General features: G+C 68.2%; 16 protein-coding genes and 1 pseudogene. 7 read left to right on the top strand and 10 right to left on the bottom strand.

What is annotated here, in order from left to right:
• Nucleotides 1-395 precede the first annotated feature (395 nt).
• Nucleotides 396-1,181 carry an adenosylcobinamide-GDP ribazoletransferase gene (cobS, locus tag QGG75_02950; GenBank protein MDP6066204.1) on the bottom strand — a complete coding sequence of 262 codons (786 nt, stop codon included), beginning with the start codon at nt 1,179-1,181 and terminating at the stop codon, nt 396-398.
• Between the two features lie 133 nt (nt 1,182-1,314).
• Here cobS and cobT point away from each other — a divergent pair, with 133 nt between their 5' ends.
• The gene (gene cobT, locus QGG75_02945; protein ID MDP6066203.1) at nt 1,315-2,301 is read left to right on the top strand and encodes a nicotinate-nucleotide--dimethylbenzimidazole phosphoribosyltransferase; all 987 of its coding nucleotides are present in this window, start codon (nt 1,315-1,317) and stop codon (nt 2,299-2,301) included.
• A gap of 134 nt (nt 2,302-2,435) precedes the next feature.
• Here the strand turns inward: cobT and QGG75_02940 are convergent, their stop codons facing one another.
• From QGG75_02940 to QGG75_02925, 4 genes are read right to left on the bottom strand one after another with little or no spacing between them, the layout of a single operon-like run.
• Nucleotides 2,436-3,185 (bottom strand): methyltransferase domain-containing protein, encoded by a 750-nt coding sequence (locus QGG75_02940; GenBank protein ID MDP6066202.1) that lies wholly within the window; start codon nt 3,183-3,185, stop codon nt 2,436-2,438.
• Nucleotides 3,186-3,207: 22 nt separating this feature from the next.
• Nucleotides 3,208-4,050 (bottom strand): substrate-binding domain-containing protein, encoded by an 843-nt coding sequence (locus tag QGG75_02935; GenBank protein ID MDP6066201.1) that lies wholly within the window; start codon nt 4,048-4,050, stop codon nt 3,208-3,210.
• Entirely contained in the window at nt 4,047-4,760 is a 714-nt protein-coding gene (locus QGG75_02930) for an ATP-binding cassette domain-containing protein (protein ID MDP6066200.1), read from the bottom strand. Before QGG75_02930 ends, QGG75_02935 begins: the two co-directional genes overlap by 4 nt.
• 3 nt (nt 4,761-4,763) lie before the next feature.
• Nucleotides 4,764-5,465, bottom strand: coding sequence for an ABC transporter permease (locus tag QGG75_02925; protein ID MDP6066199.1), 702 nt, complete (start codon nt 5,463-5,465; stop codon nt 4,764-4,766).
• Between the two features lie 285 nt (nt 5,466-5,750).
• On the opposite strand from QGG75_02925, the gene QGG75_02920 reads away from it, so the two are divergent.
• Genes QGG75_02920 through QGG75_02905 form a run of 4 tightly spaced genes read left to right on the top strand, consistent with a single transcriptional unit; the run spans nt 5,751 to nt 9,249 of the window.
• Entirely contained in the window at nt 5,751-6,653 is a 903-nt protein-coding gene (locus QGG75_02920) for a helix-turn-helix transcriptional regulator (GenBank protein ID MDP6066198.1), read from the top strand.
• A gap of 24 nt (nt 6,654-6,677) precedes the next feature.
• A complete protein-coding gene (locus QGG75_02915) occupies nt 6,678-7,358 on the top strand; it encodes an SCP2 sterol-binding domain-containing protein (protein MDP6066197.1) in 681 nt (226 codons plus the stop codon).
• A complete protein-coding gene (locus tag QGG75_02910; GenBank protein MDP6066196.1) occupies nt 7,355-8,344 on the top strand; it encodes a peptidase U32 family protein in 990 nt (329 codons plus the stop codon). The genes QGG75_02915 and QGG75_02910 overlap by 4 nt, the downstream gene beginning before the upstream one ends.
• Nucleotides 8,341-9,249 (top strand): U32 family peptidase, encoded by a 909-nt coding sequence (locus QGG75_02905; GenBank protein MDP6066195.1) that lies wholly within the window; start codon nt 8,341-8,343, stop codon nt 9,247-9,249. Before QGG75_02910 ends, QGG75_02905 begins: the two co-directional genes overlap by 4 nt.
• Here QGG75_02905 and QGG75_02900 read toward each other — a convergent pair.
• The 3 genes and pseudogenes from QGG75_02900 to QGG75_02890 all read right to left on the bottom strand — a co-directional run bounded on the left by QGG75_02900 (nt 9,216) and on the right by QGG75_02890 (nt 11,286).
• Nucleotides 9,216-9,428 carry a hypothetical protein gene (locus QGG75_02900; protein MDP6066194.1) on the bottom strand — a complete coding sequence of 71 codons (213 nt, stop codon included), beginning with the start codon at nt 9,426-9,428 and terminating at the stop codon, nt 9,216-9,218. The two genes, QGG75_02905 and QGG75_02900, sit on opposite strands and share 34 nt — an antisense overlap.
• 112 nt (nt 9,429-9,540) lie before the next feature.
• Nucleotides 9,541-10,179, bottom strand: a complete 639-nt coding sequence (locus QGG75_02895; protein ID MDP6066193.1) for a GNAT family N-acetyltransferase — start codon at nt 10,177-10,179, stop codon at nt 9,541-9,543.
• 30 nt (nt 10,180-10,209) lie between these two features.
• Nucleotides 10,210-11,286, bottom strand: a pseudogene (locus tag QGG75_02890) (class I SAM-dependent methyltransferase).
• Nucleotides 11,287-11,449: 163 nt separating this feature from the next.
• On the opposite strand from QGG75_02890, the gene QGG75_02885 reads away from it, so the two are divergent.
• Entirely contained in the window at nt 11,450-15,313 is a 3,864-nt protein-coding gene (locus tag QGG75_02885) for a BTAD domain-containing putative transcriptional regulator (protein ID MDP6066192.1), read from the top strand.
• A 210-nt stretch (nt 15,314-15,523) separates the two neighbouring features.
• Nucleotides 15,524-16,606, top strand: a complete 1,083-nt coding sequence (locus QGG75_02880; GenBank protein ID MDP6066191.1) for a hypothetical protein — start codon at nt 15,524-15,526, stop codon at nt 16,604-16,606.
• Nucleotides 16,607-16,631: 25 nt separating this feature from the next.
• Here the strand turns inward: QGG75_02880 and QGG75_02875 are convergent, their stop codons facing one another.
• Both QGG75_02875 and QGG75_02870 read right to left on the bottom strand, forming a co-directional pair.
• A complete protein-coding gene (locus QGG75_02875) occupies nt 16,632-17,996 on the bottom strand; it encodes a VWA domain-containing protein (protein MDP6066190.1) in 1,365 nt (454 codons plus the stop codon).
• A gap of 12 nt (nt 17,997-18,008) precedes the next feature.
• Nucleotides 18,009-18,989: a MoxR family ATPase gene (locus QGG75_02870; protein MDP6066189.1), complete on the bottom strand. Its 981-nt coding sequence runs from the start codon at nt 18,987-18,989 to the stop codon at nt 18,009-18,011.
• Between the last annotated feature and the right edge of the window lie 46 nt (nt 18,990-19,035).

Raw genomic sequence — 19,035 nt, 5'->3', positions numbered from 1 at the left:
CTTCCGGGGTCTCGGTGTGCCATCTTTCATCGAGCAACTCCACCACCCGCAGCGCACTTCATGAACCGCCGTATACGGATCCGTACGTACGGTGGTGTGGGAGGAGGGGTGCCGCAAGGCCCCCTCCTACCCGATCCGCAGGGGCGGCGGGTCGCGGGCGCTCCCGTTGCACCAAGACCAAGCAGCAAAAAAAACACACATGGTATCGGCGATATCGGCTCTAAGCCGCCCCCCTATGGGGGGCGGAGGCCAAGGGCGCGGAGGCGCCCGCCCGGTGAGGGTCCCATAAGACTCGGCGGCGGCTCCCCACGCTTTTCATGCGACCGGAAGCCCCGCTTCCGGTCTGCCTAACGGCGAGTGTCCTTTGCTCAGGGGCGAAGTCCCTTTTTTTCCCCTCACCCCCAAGCACTTGCCAGCACCACGGCAATCAAGCAACAAAGCTCCGCCGCCTGTTGCGACGCCCCCAGCACGTCGCCGGTCTGGCCGCCGATCTGGCGCTTGGCGATGGTGGCAACAAAGAAAGCGCCAATGGCGCTGCCCACGAGAGCCGCTATGGCCAGGCGGGGCTCGAGCGCCAAGAGCGCCACGGCGGCGGCGATGGCGGCGGCGATGAAAACGTTATTGAGTTCGGGCCGGCCGGCGCCGGCGCCGAGGCCATCGGGCCGGACCGGCTCGAGGCTGTGCATCAGCCAGACCATGGCGGCGCGTGAGGCGGCGCCGGCGGCCAGCAGGGCGCCCAGTGCCTCGAAGGTGTCGTCGAGCTGCTCCAGCGCCGCGATGCGGCCGGCCAGCATCAGCACCACGGTCACCAAGGCGTAGGTACCGATGCGGCTGTCGCGCATGATTTCGAGTTTTTTCTCCGGCGTGGCGCCGCCGCCGAAGCCGTCGGCCAGGTCGCCCAGGCCATCCTCGTGCAGCGCCCCCGTTATCGCCACCTGAGCCGCCACGGCGGCGATGGCGGCCAGCAACGGGCCCAGGCCGTAGTGCAGCCCGGCGGCGAAGATCAGCCCGGCCGCCAGCCCGATGCCGAGCCCGACCACCGGGAACATGCGGGCGGCGCCGCCCAGGTCGCTGGGCCGGTAGCCCTCCGGCAGGCGGATGGGGAGCCGCGTGAGGAAGGCCGCGGCCACCCGCAAGTCCCAGCGCCAGTCCCGCACCGCAATCCGTTTAGGCTCGTTCATTTTCGTCTTCCGGGCCACATTCGACTGGTATATCACCGCCCGATTCGGTTTATAAGAGCACCTCGTCCGGGGGGGCTCGAGCTTGTGCGTACGCAAGGAGCGATACCCCATGCCCTTCCAGCCCTTCCGCCGGATGATCGCCGACCAGCCCGGCGCCCATGAGCCCAGCGCCGAGGCCGCGAGCCAGCGCAACGCCGAGTTGACCAAACCGCCGGGTGCGCTGGGCCGCCTCGAGGACCTGGCCATCTGGGCCGCCGCCTGGCAGGGCCGCGCCTCGCCCCGGGCCGAGCGCATCCAGGCCCTGGTTTTCGCCGGCAACCACGGCATCACCGCCCAGGGCATCTCGGCCTTTCCCGCCGAGGTGACGGTGCAGATGGTGGCCAACTTCGAGGGCGGCGGCGCCGCCATCAACCAGCTCTGCCAAATCGCCGGGGCGACGCTCGGCGTCCATGCCCTGGAGCTCGAACGCCCGACCGCCGACTTCAGCCAGGGCCCGGCCATGAGCGAGGCGGAGTGCGCCGAGGCGCTGGCGCTGGGGGCGGCCAAGGTCGACATCGGGGCCGATCTCCTGTGCCTGGGCGAGATGGGCATCGGCAACACCACCTCGGCGGCGGCGCTCAGCCAAGCCGTGTTCGGCGGCTCTGCTGCCGACTGGGCCGGGCCCGGCACCGGCCTCGACGACGCCGGCGTGCGCCACAAGGCCGAGGTGCTGGAGGCGGCGCTGGCGCTGCACCGGCCCGAGATGGGCGACGGCTTCGATATCCTGCGCCGTCTCGGCGGGCGCGAGATCGCGGCCATGGCCGGGGCCATATTGGCGGCGCGGGCGCATCGCGTCCCGGTGCTGCTCGACGGCTTCGTCAGCTGCGCCGCGGCGGCGCCCCTGCATGCCCTCGAACCCACCACGCTCGATCATTGCCAGGTGGCCCACCGTTCGGCCGAAACAGCCCACGCCCGCCTGGTCCAGGCCTTGGGCAAAACACCGCTTTTGGATCTCGGCATGCGGCTGGGCGAGGCCTCGGGCGCGGCACTTGCCGCCAACCTGATCAAGGCCGCCGTCGCCACCCACACCGGCATGGCAACCTTCGCCGAAGCCGCGGTCAGCGAAAAGCTAGAAGATTAGGGGCGTCACAGACGCATTGTCGTTCCCGATACGGTTCGTTCGAAAAAACGAGTTCAGCGCTGAACTAGGAATTTAAACCACTAAAAACAATATCTTAGCGAACTGACGATATCCAAAGGGTGACTGGGCTGGCGTTAGGGTTTGCGGGCCAGGACCATGGTGACGCCGGCCCCGGCTTCGTGGTCGGGGGCGGCCAGGCTGTGCAGCAGGGCCTCACGGCTGGCCACGAAGCGGGCCTGGCCGAGGAATTCGCGCATGGCCGTGAGGCGGGCGAAGCGCCGCCGCCAGGCTTCCAGCACGTCGGGTGCCGCCCGGCCCTGGAAAGCAAGCTCGGCGTCGGCCCAGTTCGAGCTCTCCACCGCCTCGAGGCCGGCGGCGGTGCAAAAGCCCGCGAGCTTCGATCCCATGTCGAAATCGTAACGCCCCTGGGCCTGCATCTCGGTGGCGAATTCGGCCAGCGCGGCCCGGGCGTTTTCGTCCAGCGGGCGGTGCTCGAACATGGCTTCGATTTCCACCAGGGCGAGCCAGGCACCGGGTGCGAGATGACTGAGCCAGCGCTGCAATACCGGCCCAAAGTCGGGAAAATAGGCCGCCGCGAAGCTCGACCAAAGGCCGTCGAAAGGTGGCTCAATGAGCTCCAGCGTGGCCAGGTCGGCATTCAAGAACCGGGCCCCGGGGACCCTCTGGCGCGCTTCCTTGAGCGCCAGGTTGTCGCGATCCACGCCCAGCACCTCGGCGCCGCGCACCGCCAGGCGGGCCGCCACCGTGCCGGCAGCGCAACCCAAATCGAGCACGCGCTGGCCATCGCTCAGCGGGATTTTCTCGAGCATGGCGTCGAACGGGCGCCAGGCGTCCTGTCTCAAGCTTTCGTCGGCCAGGCTCATTGTCTACCTCCCGGAGCGAAACTCATTTGTCGAGATCCGCTCCAGTTTTTGCTTCCTGTGGCCAGAATGCCTGCTGGCCCTTGATCCGGAAAGCCCCGATTGCGGCCTGGCCTTCGCTCATCAGCCAGGCCATGAAAGCCCGGCCCTCGGCGGCCTTGACCGGGTGGCGGGCCGGGTTGACCAGCATGACGCCGTAAACGTTCAGCAAGCGCTTGTCGCCGGCCACCAGCAGGCCGAGGCCGCGCCGGTTGCCAAACGCCAGCCAGGTGGCGCGGTCGGCCAGCGCATAGGCGTCCTTGGCGGCGGCCAGATTGAGCGTCGCTCCCATGCCGGAACCGGATTCGAGATACCAAACGCCGGCGGCCGAAGCTGCGCCTGTAGCGCCCCCTGTGGGGTCGAGGCCGGCGGCACGCCAGAGGCCAAGTTCTTTTTTGTGGGTGCCGCTGTCGTCGCCGCGCGAAACAAAGGGCCGGCCGACAATGCGGCGCAAGGCCCGCAGCACGTCCGCGCCGGCGGCCCGGGCCGGATCCCCTACCGGTCCCACGATGACGAAGTCGTTGGTCATCACTTCGCGGCGCTCGACGCCGTGGCCGGCGGCCACGAAATCGAGCTCGGCCCGGCGGCTGTGCACCAGCACGACGTCGGCATCGCCGCGCGCGCCGAGACGTAGCGCCCCCCCCGTGCCGACGGCGACGACGCGCACGGATATGCCGCTGTGGGCCCGGAAGCGGGGCAGGAGGTCGGCCAGCAAGCCTGAGTTTTCGGTCGACGTGGTCGAGGCCAGGACGATGAAGCGATCGGCCGCCAGAGCCGCCCCGGCAGGCCAGGCGAGCAACAGGGCAACCAGGAAAAGTGCCCGCTTCATACCACTTCACCTGCCAGGAAGCGCCGCGCCACCAGGCTGCTGGGCCCAGCGAAGAAGCGTGCCGCCGGCGATTGCTCCAACAACCGGCCCTGGTGGAAGAACAGCACCTCGTCGGCCAGTCTGCGGGCCTGGGCCAGGTCGTGGGTGGTCATGACGATCTTGGCACCGCCCCGGTGGAAAGCATCGATCAGCGCCTCGACGGCGCGGGTGCCGGCCGGGTCGAGGCTGGCCGTGGGCTCGTCGAGGAACAGCACCTCGGGCCCCAGCGCCCAGGCCCGGGCCAGGGCCAGGCGTTGTTGTTCGCCGCCCGAAAGCGAGCCTGCCGGCCGGCCGGCCAGGGCGCCCAGGCCGGCCACCTCCAGGGCTTCCGCCACCAGGCGCCGGCGTCGGCCGCGAGGCACGCCCCTGAGCGCCAAACCATAGCTTACGTTGGCCGCCGCGGAGCGGCGCAGCAGCACCGGGCGCTGAAAGACCATGGCCTGGTGCCGGGCCGCCTCGGCCGCCGGACGTTGCCAGCGCACCTGGCCCTGGCTGGGCGCCAGCAAACCGTGGCAGAGCCTCAGCGTCAGGCTCTTGCCGGCCCCGTTGGCCCCCAGGATGATCGAGCGGCTGCCCGCATTGAGAACAAATCCGACGCCCTCGAGCAGTTGCGCGCCACCGGCCGAGAAGCCCAGTTGCGCTACCTCCAGCGGCAGGATCGAGGCCACCATGGCTCAGCCCAGCCGCCGGGCCGCAGCACTGCCGGCAAAGGCCAGCAGATTGACGCCCAGGCTGAGGCCGAGCAGCACGATGCCCAGCCCCAGAGCCAATTCGAGATTGCCCTTGGAGGTCTCCAGCGCGATGGCCGTGGTCATGACCCGCGTTACCTGGTCGATGTTGCCGCCGACGATCATCACCGCGCCGACCTCGGCGCTGGCCCGGCCGAAGCCGGCCAGAACGGCGGTCAGCAGGCTGAAGCGGCCGTCCCACAGCAAGGTCGGCAGGGCCCGGCCGGGGCCGGCGCCGAGCGAGCGCAGCGGCTCCTCGTAATCGGCCCAAAGATCCTCGACGACCTGGCGGCTGAGCGAAGCGATGATGGGGATGACGAGAAAAAACTGGGCGATGATCATGGCACCGGGCGTGAACAGCAGCCCGAAGACGCCCAGCGGCCCCGAGCGCGACAGCGCCAGGTAGACCATCAGGCCCAGCACCACCGGCGGCAGACCCATCATGGCGCTGAGCAGCGCCGCCACGGAGGCCCGGCCGGGAAAGCGAAAGAGCGCCACGGCGGCGCCCAGCGGCAGGCCGACCAAGGCGCCCAGCGCCACCGCCGTCAGGCTGACCCGCAGCGACAGCCCGACGATGGCCACCAAGTCCGCGTCCAGCCCGGCGATCAGCGAAAACGCCGTGGCCAGCGCGTTGTCGCCCGAACTCACCGCCCCGGCCCCTGGCGAAAAAATAGGAATAAAAGCGTCCCTGTCCCCGAAACTCCTGAAATAGGTCCCTGTCCCCGAAACTCTTGTCCCCGAAACTCTTGAACGAAACTAATTAGGTCCCTGTCCCCGAAACTCTTGTCCGCGTGAAAAAGCGTCCCTGTCCCCGAAACTTTGGGGCGGCGTGGGGCTGGGGGGAAGGTATTGTGCATATTTATGCAAATTTCTGGCTATGTTTCGCAAATCTGTCTATCATAGGGAATGTAGCATGTTGATGTAGGACGATCCATGCCGCCGACAAGCCCGTCCGTGCCCGAGATGATGTCCACCGGCGAGGTCGCCGAGTACCTGCGCATCAAGCAGCGCAAGGTCTACGATCTCGTCCAGCGCCGCCGCATTCCCTGCTCGCGGGTGGCCGGCAAGTGGCTCTTTCCCCGCCACCTGGTCGAGGCCTGGGTGCTGGCCGGGGTCGAGCTGAGCCACCCGGCCCTGCCCACCGCGCCGCCGCCGGCTGTCATCGCCGGCAGCCACGATCCGCTGCTGGAATGGTCTCTGGCGGCCTCGGGCTGCGGCCTGGCCATGCTGCCCGGCGGCAGCCTCGACGGCATCGAACGCCTGGCCGCGGGCGAGGCCGCGGCGGCGCTGGTGCATCTGGTCGAGGCCGACACCGGCAGTTACGAGCTTTCGGCGGTACGCCAGCGCCTGGGCGGCTACGACATCGTCGCCCTGACCTGGGCCCGGCGCCGCCAGGGCCTGGTGCTGGCGCCCGGCAATCCCCTGGCTATCGAGGGCCTGGCCGACCTGCCGGGGCGGCGCCTGGCACTGCGCCAGCGCCAGGCCGGCAGCCACGTTTTGTTGGAATACCTGCTGGGCCGGAAAGGCCTGGCGCTGGCGGATTTGAGCATTGCCGCGGATCCTTGCCGTAGCGAGCTCGATCTGGCGTTGGCTGTGCGTGAGGGTAATGCCGACGCCGGCCTCGCCATCGAGGCCGTGGCGCGTCAGTTGGGCCTCGATTTCGTGGCGCTGCACACCGAACGCTGCGATCTGGTGCTGCGCCGCCGGGCCTATTTCGAGGCACCGCTGGGCGCCCTGGTGACCTTCATGAAGGGCCCGGCCTTTGCCCAACGGGCGGCGGCACTGGGCGGCTACGACGTATCCAACAGCGCTCAAGTGGTCTACAACAGTGCCTGAGCGAGTAGCCACAGAGTACCCCGCATGAGCCCATCGGCCCCGCACCAAAGCGCCACTGCCGCGCCGCTGTCACCGGTCCTGATCGGCGGCATGCTGGCCCGGCCGCTGCCCGGCTTCGTGCTCAATCCCCTGTTGCGGCTGGCCCTCGATACCGTGGTGGCGCGCCATCCCGCCATGTTCGACCGGCTCGAGGGGCTGGACTGCCCGCTGATGCTGATCGATCCCTCCGACCTGCCCTTCCGCCTGGCGCTCTGTCCCGACGCGGCCCGGCCCTCGCTCCGCCTGGCGCGCCCGGGCGACGACGAGGTGGCGACGGCCAGCGTGCGCGGCCCGCTGCTGACGCTGATAGATTTGATGGAAGGGCGGCTCGACGGCGATGCCGTGTTTTTCTCCCGCGCCCTGGTCATCGACGGCGATACCGAGGCCGTGGTGGCGTTGCGCAACGCGCTCGATGGCGAGGAGATCGATCTGCTCGACGACATCCTGTCGCTTTTCGGCCCCTTCAATCCGCTGGCCCGGCTGCTGGCGGCCCGGGCCGAGGCCCTGCTGGGCCGGGCGGCGGCCGACCTGGCGGCGCTGCGCGGGGCGCTGTTGGCAGACGTCGAGAAACAAAACCGCGGCCAGGCCGCCGAGTTATCCAGGCTCGGCCAAAGGCTGGAACATCTAGAGCGCAAAGGGCCGCAGCGCAAGCGGCCGGCGCCGTGAGCACCGCCCTCGAGCTGGTCTGCCCGGCCGGCACCCCGGCGGCACTGAGGGCCGCCGTCGACGCCGGGGCCGACACCGTCTATCTGGGGTTTCGCGACGAGACCAATGCCCGCAATTTCCCCGGCCTCAACTTCAGCCGCGACGAGCTGCGGGCCGGCATTGCTTACGCCCACGCCGGCAACTGCCGCGTCTTCGTCGCCGTCAACACCTATCCCGAGGCCGGCAATCCCGGACCCTGGCAGCGCGCCGTCGACGACGCCGCGGCGCTGCGGGCCGATGCCTTGATCCTGGCCGACATCGGGCTGTTGGATTACTGCTGCCAAAACCAGCCCGAGCTGCGGCGCCATCTTTCGGTCCAGGCCTCGGCCTCCAACCCCGAGGCCATCGGCTTCTATGCCCGCGAGTTCGGCGTCCGCCGGGTGGTGCTGCCGCGCGTACTCACGCTGGCCGAGATCAGTGAGCTCAACCAGGCCATCGAGGTCGAGACCGAGATCTTCGCCTTCGGCGGCCTCTGCGTCATGGCCGAGGGCCGCTGCACCCTTTCCTCCTACGTCACCGGCAAGTCGCCCAACAATTGCGGCGTCTGCTCGCCAGCCAGCCACGCCCACTACGAGGAACGGCCCGAGGGCCTGGTCTCCCGACTCGGCGAATTCACCGTCAACGTCTTCACCGAGCACGAGGACAGGGGCTATCCGACGCTCTGCAAGGGCCGTTTCAAAGCCCGGGGCGAGGCTTCCTACCTTTTCGAGGAGCCCACCAGCCTGAGCGTCCAGGCCATGCTGCCCGAGGTGCAGGCGGCCGGCGTCACCGGCCTCAAGATCGAAGGCCGCCAGCGCGGCAAGGCCTACGTCGCCCGCGTCGTCGCCGCCTTCCGCAAGGCCGTCGACGCCGTTGCCGCCGAGCAGGACATCCCGGCGCTTGATCTCGAGGACCTGAGCGAGGGCCAGCAGGGCACCACCGGCGTCTATGAGAAGGCCTGGCGATGAGCGCGCCGGCGCTTAACCTCGGGCCCATTCTCTTCAACTGGCCGGCCGAGCAAAAACGTGATTTCTATTACCGAATGGCCGACGAGGCGGCGCTTGACACGGTCTATCTGGGCGAGGTCGTGTGCTCCAAGCGCGAGAGCTTTTTCGAACCCTTGCTGGGCGCCGTCATCGAACGCCTGGAGGCGGCCGGCAAGCAGGTGGTGATCTCGACCCTGGCGCTGATCATGAGCCCGCGCGAGATGGAGAGCCTGAGGGCCCTGGCCGCCGACGAGGAGCGCCTGATCGAGGCCAACGACCTCTGGGGCACGGCACTGCTGGCCGGCCGGCGGCACTGCATCGGCCCCTTCGTCAACGTCTACAACGAAGGCACGGTGGACTACCTGGCCCGCCAAGGCGCCGAGCGCATCTGCCTGCCCCATGAATTGCCCGGCGCCTCGATAGCGGCGCTGGCGGGCCGCGGCGTGGCCCTCGAGGTGGCCGTCTTCGGCCGCCTGCCGCTGGCCATCTCGGCGCGCTGCTACCACGCCCGGGTCCACGGCCTGCACAAGGACGGCTGCCAGTACGTCTGCGAGGACGATCCCGACGGCATGACCGTCGAGACCCTCGACGGCGAGGCTTTTTTGGCCGTTAACGGCACCCAAACCCTGAGTTACCGCTACGGCTTGCTGCTCGGCGAGCTCTCGGAGTTGCGCCACGCCGGCGTCGAGCACTTCCGGCTCTCGCCCCACATGACCGACATGGTGGCCGTGGCCAACCTTTTCCGCGCCGTGCTCAACGGCCAGCGCGAGGCCGAGGGGGCCCAGCACGAGCTCGAGGCGCTGCTCGACACCCCGCTCTCCAACGGCTTCTATTACGGCGACGAAGGCTGGCGCTACCGCGACGGCGAGCCCCGCTCGGTGGCCTGAACCCGGGGAAACCCGGAAACGATGGCCGGCCGGCTCAGCCCCATGTCGTCGAGCAGGTGGTCGGAGACAGCCACCATCTGCCAACCCGCCAAGGCCAGTCGGTAGCGCCTGTGCAAGACCGCGATGAGTTCCGCCGGCAGCGATACGGCCGCCATCAGGAGGCCCAGGATGGTGTTCATGCCGTCCTCCTTGCCGGGACCTGCCGCACGCCGCGAAGGCGCCAGATGTGAACCGACGCCATCACCTGCACCAACACCAGCACGACAGCGGCCATCAGCTTCACGATGATATTCATGCCGCCCTCCTGGTATGGATTTCTTCATGGGCCGGGCGCAACACGGGCGCCGCTCCGTCCTCGACCGCGGAGACGGCCGCGGTCAACAGCAATATCTGGCCCTGCCGGCGGATCAGCGGGTGGGGCACCACGGGCCGGGCATCGACCACCACGAAACCCTGGCGCCGACAAAGCCTCAATGATCCGGCGTTGCTCTCGAACACCAGCGCGCTGAGACGCTCGAGCCCCTGGCGCCGGGCACGCTCGCGGGCGAGGGCGAAGAACCCCGCCCCCAGGCCGCCATTGCGAAAAGCCGGCTTGAGCGCCATGCCCGAGAGATAAAGGCTGCCCGGCGCCTCCAGTTCGGCATAGGGTCTGAGAACGGGATCGTCGACGGCACCGCCGGCCTCGATTACCGGGTAGGCGTGCACCATGCCGACGACCCGGCCGCGGCGCTCGGCGACAACGCATTTCTGGTAGGAGAACTCGGTGTTCTCGCGTCTGTAGCGCGCCGTGCCCACGTCGAGCAGCGACTCCCGCCCGGCCATGGTATTCCACACGTAATCGGCAACGCCGTCCGAGGAATACTGGAAAAGCTCGGCGATGCAGCGGCTGTCGTCCTGCCGGGCGTGGCGGTAGAAGGTATCGCGGGTCATGGTTTTTCTCCTCAGCGTTGGCGCCGGCGGCTAGGCCGCGACGTAGTAATAGTTCTGCGGATCGTGCTCCAGGGCCTGCACGGTGACGCTGGCGAAACCGGCCTCGGCCAGCATCCGCCGCGCCGTCTGCTCGCCCCACATGGCGCCCAGGCCGGCGCCGCCCTGGGCCAACGACACCGTCATGCAGTGCATGCACGACGTGGTGTAGAGGATCGGCCCCAAGGGGTGGTCGAGATTGCCGTGGACGTGGCTGGAGGCGCCGATGTCCTGCATCAGGAAGATGCCGCCGGGCTTGAGCGCCTGGCGGATGGCTTCCAGCACGGCGGCCGGCGCGGCCTGATCGTGGATGGCATCGAAGGCGGTGACCAGATCGAATTCCTCGACCCCCAGGTCGCCGGCGTCGCGTCTCTCAAAGCTCGCGTTGGTGGTACCAAAACGGGCGGCCTCGGCCCGGGCCCTGGTCACGGCCTCGTCCGAGAAGTCGTAGCCCTGAAAACGGCTGTTGGGAAAGTGCCGCGCCAGCAGGTTCATGGCCCGGCCGCTGCCGCAGCCCACGTCGACCACGCTAATGCCCGCCTCCAGCTTCTCGCTCAGGCCCGGCACCAGCGGCACGATGTCGTCGATCAGGGCCGCCACCACACTCTAGGCGCTTTCCTCGGCTATCACCTCGTGGAAGCGCGGGAAGTCTTCGTAGGGCACGCCGCCACCGTGGCGGAAACATTCGACGATCTGGTCTTCGACACCGCCCAGCACGGCGATGTACTGGGTCGTCACGGCCATGTTGTCGGGGTTGGCGGCGCGGGTCAGCACGGCGGCGTGTTCGCCGGGCAGGCGGAAGAGGCGTCCGGCCCGGTCGCATTCGACGATGCCGCCGGTGGTCATGGCACCCAGCCATTCGCGCACGTAGCGCTCATCCAGGCCGGCCGCCTCGGCGATGCGCCGACTGTCGGCCGGCGGCAACTCGGCCATGGTGTCGAAGAGCCCGGTGCGGTGGCCGACCGAAGTCATCAGGGCGAGGGCGCCGTCGTTGATGACGCCCAGCATGCGTTCGGCGAATTCGGCGGCTTTTTCCTGCTGCCGGTCGGTATCTGTGGCAATGGCGGTCATGGTCATGGTCCGGTTCCGTATTTGGCTTTGCGTTGGGGCTGGATATTGGCCGGCCGGCGTGAAAGTGCCGCGGGGTGGAGCGTGAAAACGGCGTGAAAAAGCGCTCCAGCGCGCTATAAAGGGGAAACAACGCCTATTGAGGGACGCGTTGGCGGGGGAATCGTTGGTCGCACTCAATCTTGATCTTTTTGGTGGCTTCGAGCTGCGCCGGGCCGGCCCGCAAGATGTCGTCGTGGCCTTGACGGCCAAGAAGGCGCGCGGCCTGCTGGCCTATCTCGCCGTGGCCGGCCGGCCCCAGTCGCGCGACAAGCTGGCGGCCTTGCTCTGGGACGACAGCGCCGAGAGCCAGGCCCGCTCAAGCCTGCGCCAGGCCCTGGCGGCGGTGCGCAAAGTGGGTCACGGCGCCCTGGCGGCGGCCGGCGAAAATCTGGCGCTGGATGCCGGCGTGGTGACCGACGTCGGCCGCTTCGAGGCGCTGCTGGCCGAGGACACGCCGGCTGCGCTGGAAGACGCCGTGGCGCTCTATCGCGGCGATCTGCTGGACGGCTTCCACATCGACGGCCACGCCTTCGAGGACTGGCTCGGCATCGAGCGCCAGCGCCTGCGTCAGCAGGCCGGCACCGCCATGACGCGGCTCCTGGACCACCACGCCGAGGCCGGCAACCAGGAAAGCGCCGTGCGCCTGGCCACCCGGCTAATCTCGCTCGATCCGCTGCGCGAGGACGTACACCGCCGGCTGATGCAGCTTTACGTCCGCCAGGGCCGGCCGGCGGCGGCGCTGAAGCAGTACCGCACCTGCCGCGAGCTTTTGCGCCGCGAACTCGCGGTTGCGCCCGAGCCCGAGACCGAGGCTCTTTATCGCCAGATCAGCGAGCGCCGCCGCAGCAGCGAAGCAGACAGCGAAAACACCGAGAGCGCCGAAGAAGGGCCGGAGCCGCCAAACCAATCAACACCCCCGGTGCCCGAGATCAACTTCGGCTTCACCATGGACCACGAGCAACCCACGGCCTGGGTGGTCGAGGAGCTTGACTTCAGCGCCCCGGAGACGGCCCCGGCCAGCCCTGAGTTGCGCTACGTGACGGTACTGTTCGCCGATCTCTCGGGCTTTACCGAGCTCAGCGCGCGACTGGATCCCGAGGATCTGCGGGCCCTGCTGCAACGCTTTCTCGGGCTGGCCGACGAGGCCCTGGTGCGCCACGGCGGCCACATCGACAAGCACATCGGCGACAGCACCATGGCGCTTTTCGGCGTGCCCAAGGCCCACGGCGACGAGGCCGAACGGGCGCTGAAGGCGGCGTTTTCCATTCATGCCGGCCTCGAGGCGCTGGACGATGGAGCGCCGCTGACCGCCCACATCGGCATCGCCTCGGGCCGGGTCTTGGCCGACGGTTCCGTCACCGGCGAATGCGTCAACCTGGCCGCCCGCCTCACCGGCCTGGCCGGGCCAGGCCAGACGGTGGTGGCAGACAGCCTGCGCCGCGCCCTGGCCGGACGCCTCGAAGCCGGCGAGATCGCCGGCGCCGAGCTCAAGGGCTTTGCCACGCCGCAACGGCTGTGGCGGGCCCACGGCCTGGCCGCCGGTGACAGCCGCCCCTTCGTCGGCCGGGCCGCCGAGCTGCAGCAACTGGCGGCGCTGGCCCAGGTCGCGGCAGCCGGCGAGCAGGGATTTACGGTCCATCTTCGCGGCGATCCCGGCATCGGCAAGACCCGCCTGGTGGAGCAGGCCATGAGCCAGGCCCGCGGCCGGGGTTTCGATGCCCACCTCATGCGCATCCGCGAGTTCGGCTCGGGCCTGGGGCCCGGTCCGACGCGGCTGTTGGCGCAGTCACTGCTCGGCCTGGCCGACGACGCCGACCTCGAGGAGCGCCGCCGGGCCGCCGAGCGGGCCATGGCCGCGGGCTTTTGCGAACCGGCCCAACGCCTCCACCTCAACGATCTGCTGCGCCTGCCCCAGCCGCCCGACCTGGCCGCCCTGCTGGCGGCCATGGACTTCACCACGCGCAACCGGCAGGGCGTGGCCACCGTGCGCACCCTGGTGGCGGCGCTGGCCGCCAACCGGCCGCTCTTGATAGTGGTCGAGAACCTGCACTGGGCCGATGGCCGCACCCTGGCCCACTTCGCCCTGGCCGCGGCGGCGGTGCGTCAGGTGGCGGCGCTCTTGGTTCTGACTTCGCGCAGCGATGCCGATCCGCTCGACCAGCGCTGGCGCCAGGCGGCCCAGGGTGCGGCCTTGACGACCATTGATCTGGGTCCCCTCAGCCAGGCCGAGGGGCTCGAGCTGGCGGGCCACAGCGAGGTTGAAGACGAAGCCGCCATCGCCGCCTGCATCGCCCGGGCCGAGGGCAACCCGCTTTTTCTCGACCAGTTGCTGCTGGCCGCCGACCAGCCCGAGGCGGCGGCCGATGCCGTGCCGGCTTCCGTCGAGGCCATCGTCCAGGCCCGGCTCGACCGGCTGGCCGAGCCCGACCGCCTGGCCGAGCCCGACCGCCTGGCCGCCCAACTGGCTTCGGGCCTGGGCGGCCGCTTTGCCCTTGAGCCGCTGCACCGGTTGCTCGGCGATGAGGCCTGGCAGCCCGAGGCACTGCTCGACTGCGCCCTGATCCGGCCCGATGGCGAGGACTACCTGTTCGCCCACAACCTGGTGCAGCACAGCGTCTATGCCTCGCTGACGCGCTCGCGGCGCCAGGCGCTGCACCGCGACGCCGCCGCCTGGTACCAGGGCCGCGACCCGCTGCTGCACGCCGAGCACCTGGAGCGCGCCGGCGAGGGCGCGGCCTCGGCCTATCTCGAGGCGGCCCGGGCCTTGGCCCAGGACTTCCGCTTCGAGCGCGCCCTCGAACTGGCCGAGCGCGGCCGAGCCCTGGCGGTCCAGCCGGCCGAACACTATGGCTTGGCCTGCCTGGTGGGCGAGCTGTTGCGTGACCTGGCCCGCATCGACGCCTCCATCGCCGCCTTCGAGGTAGCCCTGGACGCCGCCGCCGATGACGAACAGCGCTGCCGCGCCTGGCTCGGCATGGTGGCGGGGCAACGCCTGGCCGAGCGCCACGACGAGGCCCTCGAGGTGCTGGCCCGAGCCGAGCCGGTGGCGACGGCGCTGGGTCAGGCAAAACTGCTGGCCGAGTTTCACATCCTGCGCGGCTCCATCCGCTTCAGCCTGGGCCACGAGGCCGAGTGCCTGGCCGACCACGAAACGGCCTGCGTGGAGGCGCGCCGGGCCGGCCTGCCGGGGCTCGAGGCACGGGCGCTCTCGGGCCTTGGCGATGCCTACTACCAGCGCGGCCGCATGATCACCGCCCAGGGGCATTTCGACCACTGCGTCCGCATCGCCCGCGACCACGCCGAGACCCGCATCGAGGTGGCCAACCTCTGCATGCGCGGCATCACCAGTTTTTACCTCCACGATGCCGCCGCCGTGGCCGACTGCCAGCGCGCGGTCGAGGTGGCGCAGCGCATCGGCGACCGGCGTTCGGAGATGGTGGGGCGCAACGTGCTGGTGACCATCCTGCCCTACCTCGGCCGCGGCGAGGAAGCGCTCGACCATGCCCGGCGTTGCCGCCAAACGGCCGAGGCCCTGGGCTCGACGCTGTTCGCCGCCGACGCCATCTGGATGGGCGCCGCCGTGGCCCAATTGCTGGGCCGCGGCGAGAACACCGAGGAGCAGCTGCAGCGCGCCTGGGCCATGATCGAGAAGGCCGGCCCGCAGTTCTCCGGCGCCTGGTTGCAGGGCGCCATCGCGTTTGTCACCCGCGATGCCGAGCGGCGCCAGGCCGCCATCGCCCGCGGCCAGCGCCTGCTGGCCGCGGGCGCGATCAGCCACAACCACCTCCATTTCCACCAGCTGGCCATGGATGCGCAGCTCAGGGCCGGCGACTGGCCCGGCGCCGAGGGGCCCAGGCCGACGCCCTTGAGGCCTATAGCGACGAGCCCCTGCCCTGGTCCCGCTTCCACGTTGCCCGCGGCCGCCTGCTGGCCGCCATGGGTCGCGGCCAAGGCGATGCCGACAGCGAGGCCCAGTTGGCCGAACTGAGGCAGGAGGCCGCCCAGGTGGGCTACCCCGAGGCGCTCTTTCCCGCCGCCATCGTCGGAATCTGAGCGCAGAACAAGGGAAATAGGAGCAAGAATTTTACCCGCAAAAGCACCTGTCAATATTTAGCAATCTACTTTTCCGATAAATCATTAGACAGAGAAATCCCACAAGCGTAATATTTTCTACCGCTGATACATAGGGATTTTGACGATGCAGATCGACTTTCATCACGCCGTGACTTACGTCGTGGCCCGCTATGCGGATTTCAGTCACGACGACGCCGCGCTGGTCGCCCATTGCGCCCAGTACATTGATGATGCCACCAACGATGGGACTGTCACTTTCGATGGTGACATCTTGTATCGCCGCCTCTCAAGCGCCCATAAGATGCTCGACTATCGCAATTTTCAAGGCCTCAAGAACCACCTTGTTTGGCTCCCCTTCCACTTCCTGCCAGGCAACGACGGCCTTGCCGCGGGCGAGAATCCCGACGAATCGCTTATCCACAAGCTGGTTTGCAAACCCAACAGTCCTATCGCTCAGGACATGTGCCGAGCCTGTGTGGAGGATCAAGACAAAGACTATGCCCTGCACCGGCTCGGGGTTACGGCCCATGTCTTTGCCGATACCTGGGCGCATCAGGGCTTCGCGGGCGTCAATCACAAGATCAACATGGTGTCGGGGCTGAAGGACGAAAACGGCAACGCCGACAACATTTTCGAGAGAAAAATCACCAGCCTCTTCGGCAATCTTGCAAGCCACGCCATCCCGCCGCTGGGCCATGGCCCGGCACTTTCCTACCCCGATCGACCCTACGCCAGTTGGAGTTATCAGAACGGGCTCGATAGGCCCGTCACCGTTGAAAGGAACAACACCGAGTTGTTCGTGGAGGCCGCGGACGAGCTCTGCAAGCTCTTCCAACGCTACCTCGCCGGCAACTGGGATGGCCCATCGGACGGGCTGCAAGACGAACAGAAAAAGCATCTGCGCGACAGGTTCGTAAGATTCGCCGATCCCGATGGAGATGTGCGGCACGAGCTCTGGCTGGACGACATTGCGGAGGGCCGGCTGGGCTTCCCCGCCCAAGATCTTTCCTATGTTCCAAAGGGCCATGGCTCTTGGAAACATCAGGCTATTGGCGAGGTTGCTGCCGTGGATAGCGAGGACAAAGTGTACCCCTACGACGAGGATTTTCTCACCAGCAACTGGAAGATGTTTCACGATGCGGCCAAGGAACACCGCCTCACGGTGATCGACGATATCCTGCCCAAATACGGCATTTGCGCCGCCTGAGGGGGGGGGGACAAAGAGATCCGCGCTAGCCCCGCATGTAGCTCTTGAGCACGCCGTCGATGACGTCTTCCAGGTGCTGCACGGTGTTGCAGGTGCGGGCGACGTGGCAGAAGCGGCGATAGCGGTGCATCTCGGAATCGCCCAGCCCCCAGAAACCCTCGGGCTCGGGGTTAAGCCAGATCACGGCTTTACTCCGGTCATGCAACGTGCGCATCAGGTCGAGGCGGGGATCGGTGAAGTTGGAGCGCCCGTCGCCCAATACGATCACGGTCGTTCGCCGGTCCAGCCGCTCGAGGTGGAGGTCGCAGAAATCGACCAGGGCCTGGCCGTAATCCGTTGAACGATAGCCGATCTCTTCAAGCACCGCCGGAATGGCGGTCTCGACGTTTTCCGTTTCCATGATCTCGCTCACGTCGATCAAGCGGTCGGAGAAGGCGAAGGCATGGAGCTCGGCGATGACCTCGTTGAGGCTGTAGAGGAACAAGAGCAGGAACCGCGCCGCCGCCGCCACCGAGCGCGAGACGTCGCACAAGACGACGATGCGGGGGCGTTCGATCTTGATCTGCTTCCACACCGTCTCGAAGGGAATGCCGTCATGCGCCATGGAGCGGCGCAGCGTACGGCGTACGTCGAGGCGGCCGCGCCGGGCCCGGTGGCGGCGCCGGCTGTAGCGCGTGGCCAGGCGCTTGGCCAGCCTGCGCACCAGGCGGTGCATGACCTCGAAATCGCGTTGTTCGACGGCCGAGAGCCGGGTCTCGGCGAGAAATTCCTGGCGCAGGTTCTGGCCGGCATTGCGGGCATAGAGCTCGAACTGGCGTTCGACGAACTCGCGCGCCTCGTCGAGCAGCATGCGCCGTCCGGCCTCCAGGCGCTCGACCAGTTCCGCCGCGGCCTCGTCGCCCCGGCGGTTGAGCTCGGCGATCAGCCGCTCCAGATCGCGCAATCCCATCTGGTCGAGGATGCGCCGGGCAAAGTTGCCGCGCTGGATGAAAGACTGGATATTGCTCACACCGACCTGGTTGGCAGCCCGGTCCATCTCCCGCGCCAGGCCCTCGCCGTCGCCCCCCATGACCATCTGCGCCAGGGCCTGGTCGGCCAGCATTTCCGCTTCGGCTTCGCTTAGCCCCTCGCCCTCGGTTCCGGCCCCGGCTTCACCGTCAGCGTCGGCGCGAAACTCGTCGCGGCTGAAGAAAAGATCGAAGCATTCCTCATAGCGCCCGACCTCGTCCGCCGTCTTGGCCAGGGTGACGCAGAGCGCGTCCTTGAGCAGCTGGCGCTGGCCATATCCGACCACGTCGATGGTGCGGTGGGCATCGATGGCCTCGGCCGGCGAAACCCGGATGTCGGCCGCCCTCAGCGCACGCAGGAAGTTTTCGATGGTCTGCTGCACGAGCGCCCCGGCTCAGCCCGGCAAGTGCTCCGCCGTCTTGCGCACCATCTCCGGAACACGGGGCGCCATGGCGGCGATGTCTTGTTCGAATTTCAGCAGCACGTTCATGGTGTCGCGCACCAGGCCGATCTCCAGGGCCTCGGCATGCAGCAGCAGCAGCACCCGGGCCCAGTCGATGGTCTCGGAGATCGAGGGCAGTTTCTTGAGTTCCTCGGCCCTGAGCAACTGTACGAACTCGACCAGCTGGCGGTTGAGCCGCGCCTCGATGTCGGGCACCCGCGAGGCCACGATGCGTTGTTCGAGGCGGGCATCGGGTAGCGGAATGTGCAGGTGCAGACAGCGCCGCTTCAGGGCATCGCCCATTTCGCGCACGTTGTTGGAGGTGAGAAAGACCAGCGGCGGCACGGTGGCGACGACGGTGCCGATCTCGGGGATCGAGACCTGGAAGGCCGACAGCACTTCCAGCAAAAAGGCCTCGAACTCCTCGTCGGACTTGTCGACCTCGTCGATCAACAGCACCGCGCCGCCCTCTTGGCGCAACGCCTTCAAGAGCGGCCGGGGCTCGAGAAACTGCTCCGAGAAAAACAGATCGCCAAAGCCGTGCAGCCGGGCCATGGCGGCATCGAGGTCGGGGGCATCGGCCAGGGTGCCACCCACCTTGTCCTTGAGGATTTGGGTGTACAGCAACTGCTTGCCGTACTTCCATTCGTATAGCGCCTTGGATTCGTCGAGGCCTTCGTAGCACTGCATGCGGATCAGTGGCAGCTCCAGCCAGGCCGCCGCCGAGAGCGCCAGTTCTGTCTTGCCCACCCCGGCCGAGCCTTCGACCAGGATCGGCTTCTGCAGGTGCTCGGCGACGAAAAGCGCCGTGGCGATCTGCTGCGAGGCGATGTAGCCGACGCTGCCCAGGCCATCGACGATGGCCTCGACGGAAGCGATCTTGTCGCTTGGGCCGCCAGGGGACTGTGCGGCCTGGGCCAGGGATTCGGACATCTTTCGCCTCGCTGGATTTTCCGGGGGCACTTTAGCCCGCATTTCT

The sequence above is a fragment of the Alphaproteobacteria bacterium genome, assembly GCA_030740435.1.
Classification (GTDB): domain Bacteria; phylum Pseudomonadota; class Alphaproteobacteria; order UBA2966; family UBA2966.
This window is presented reverse-complemented; position numbering and strand designations above follow the sequence as displayed.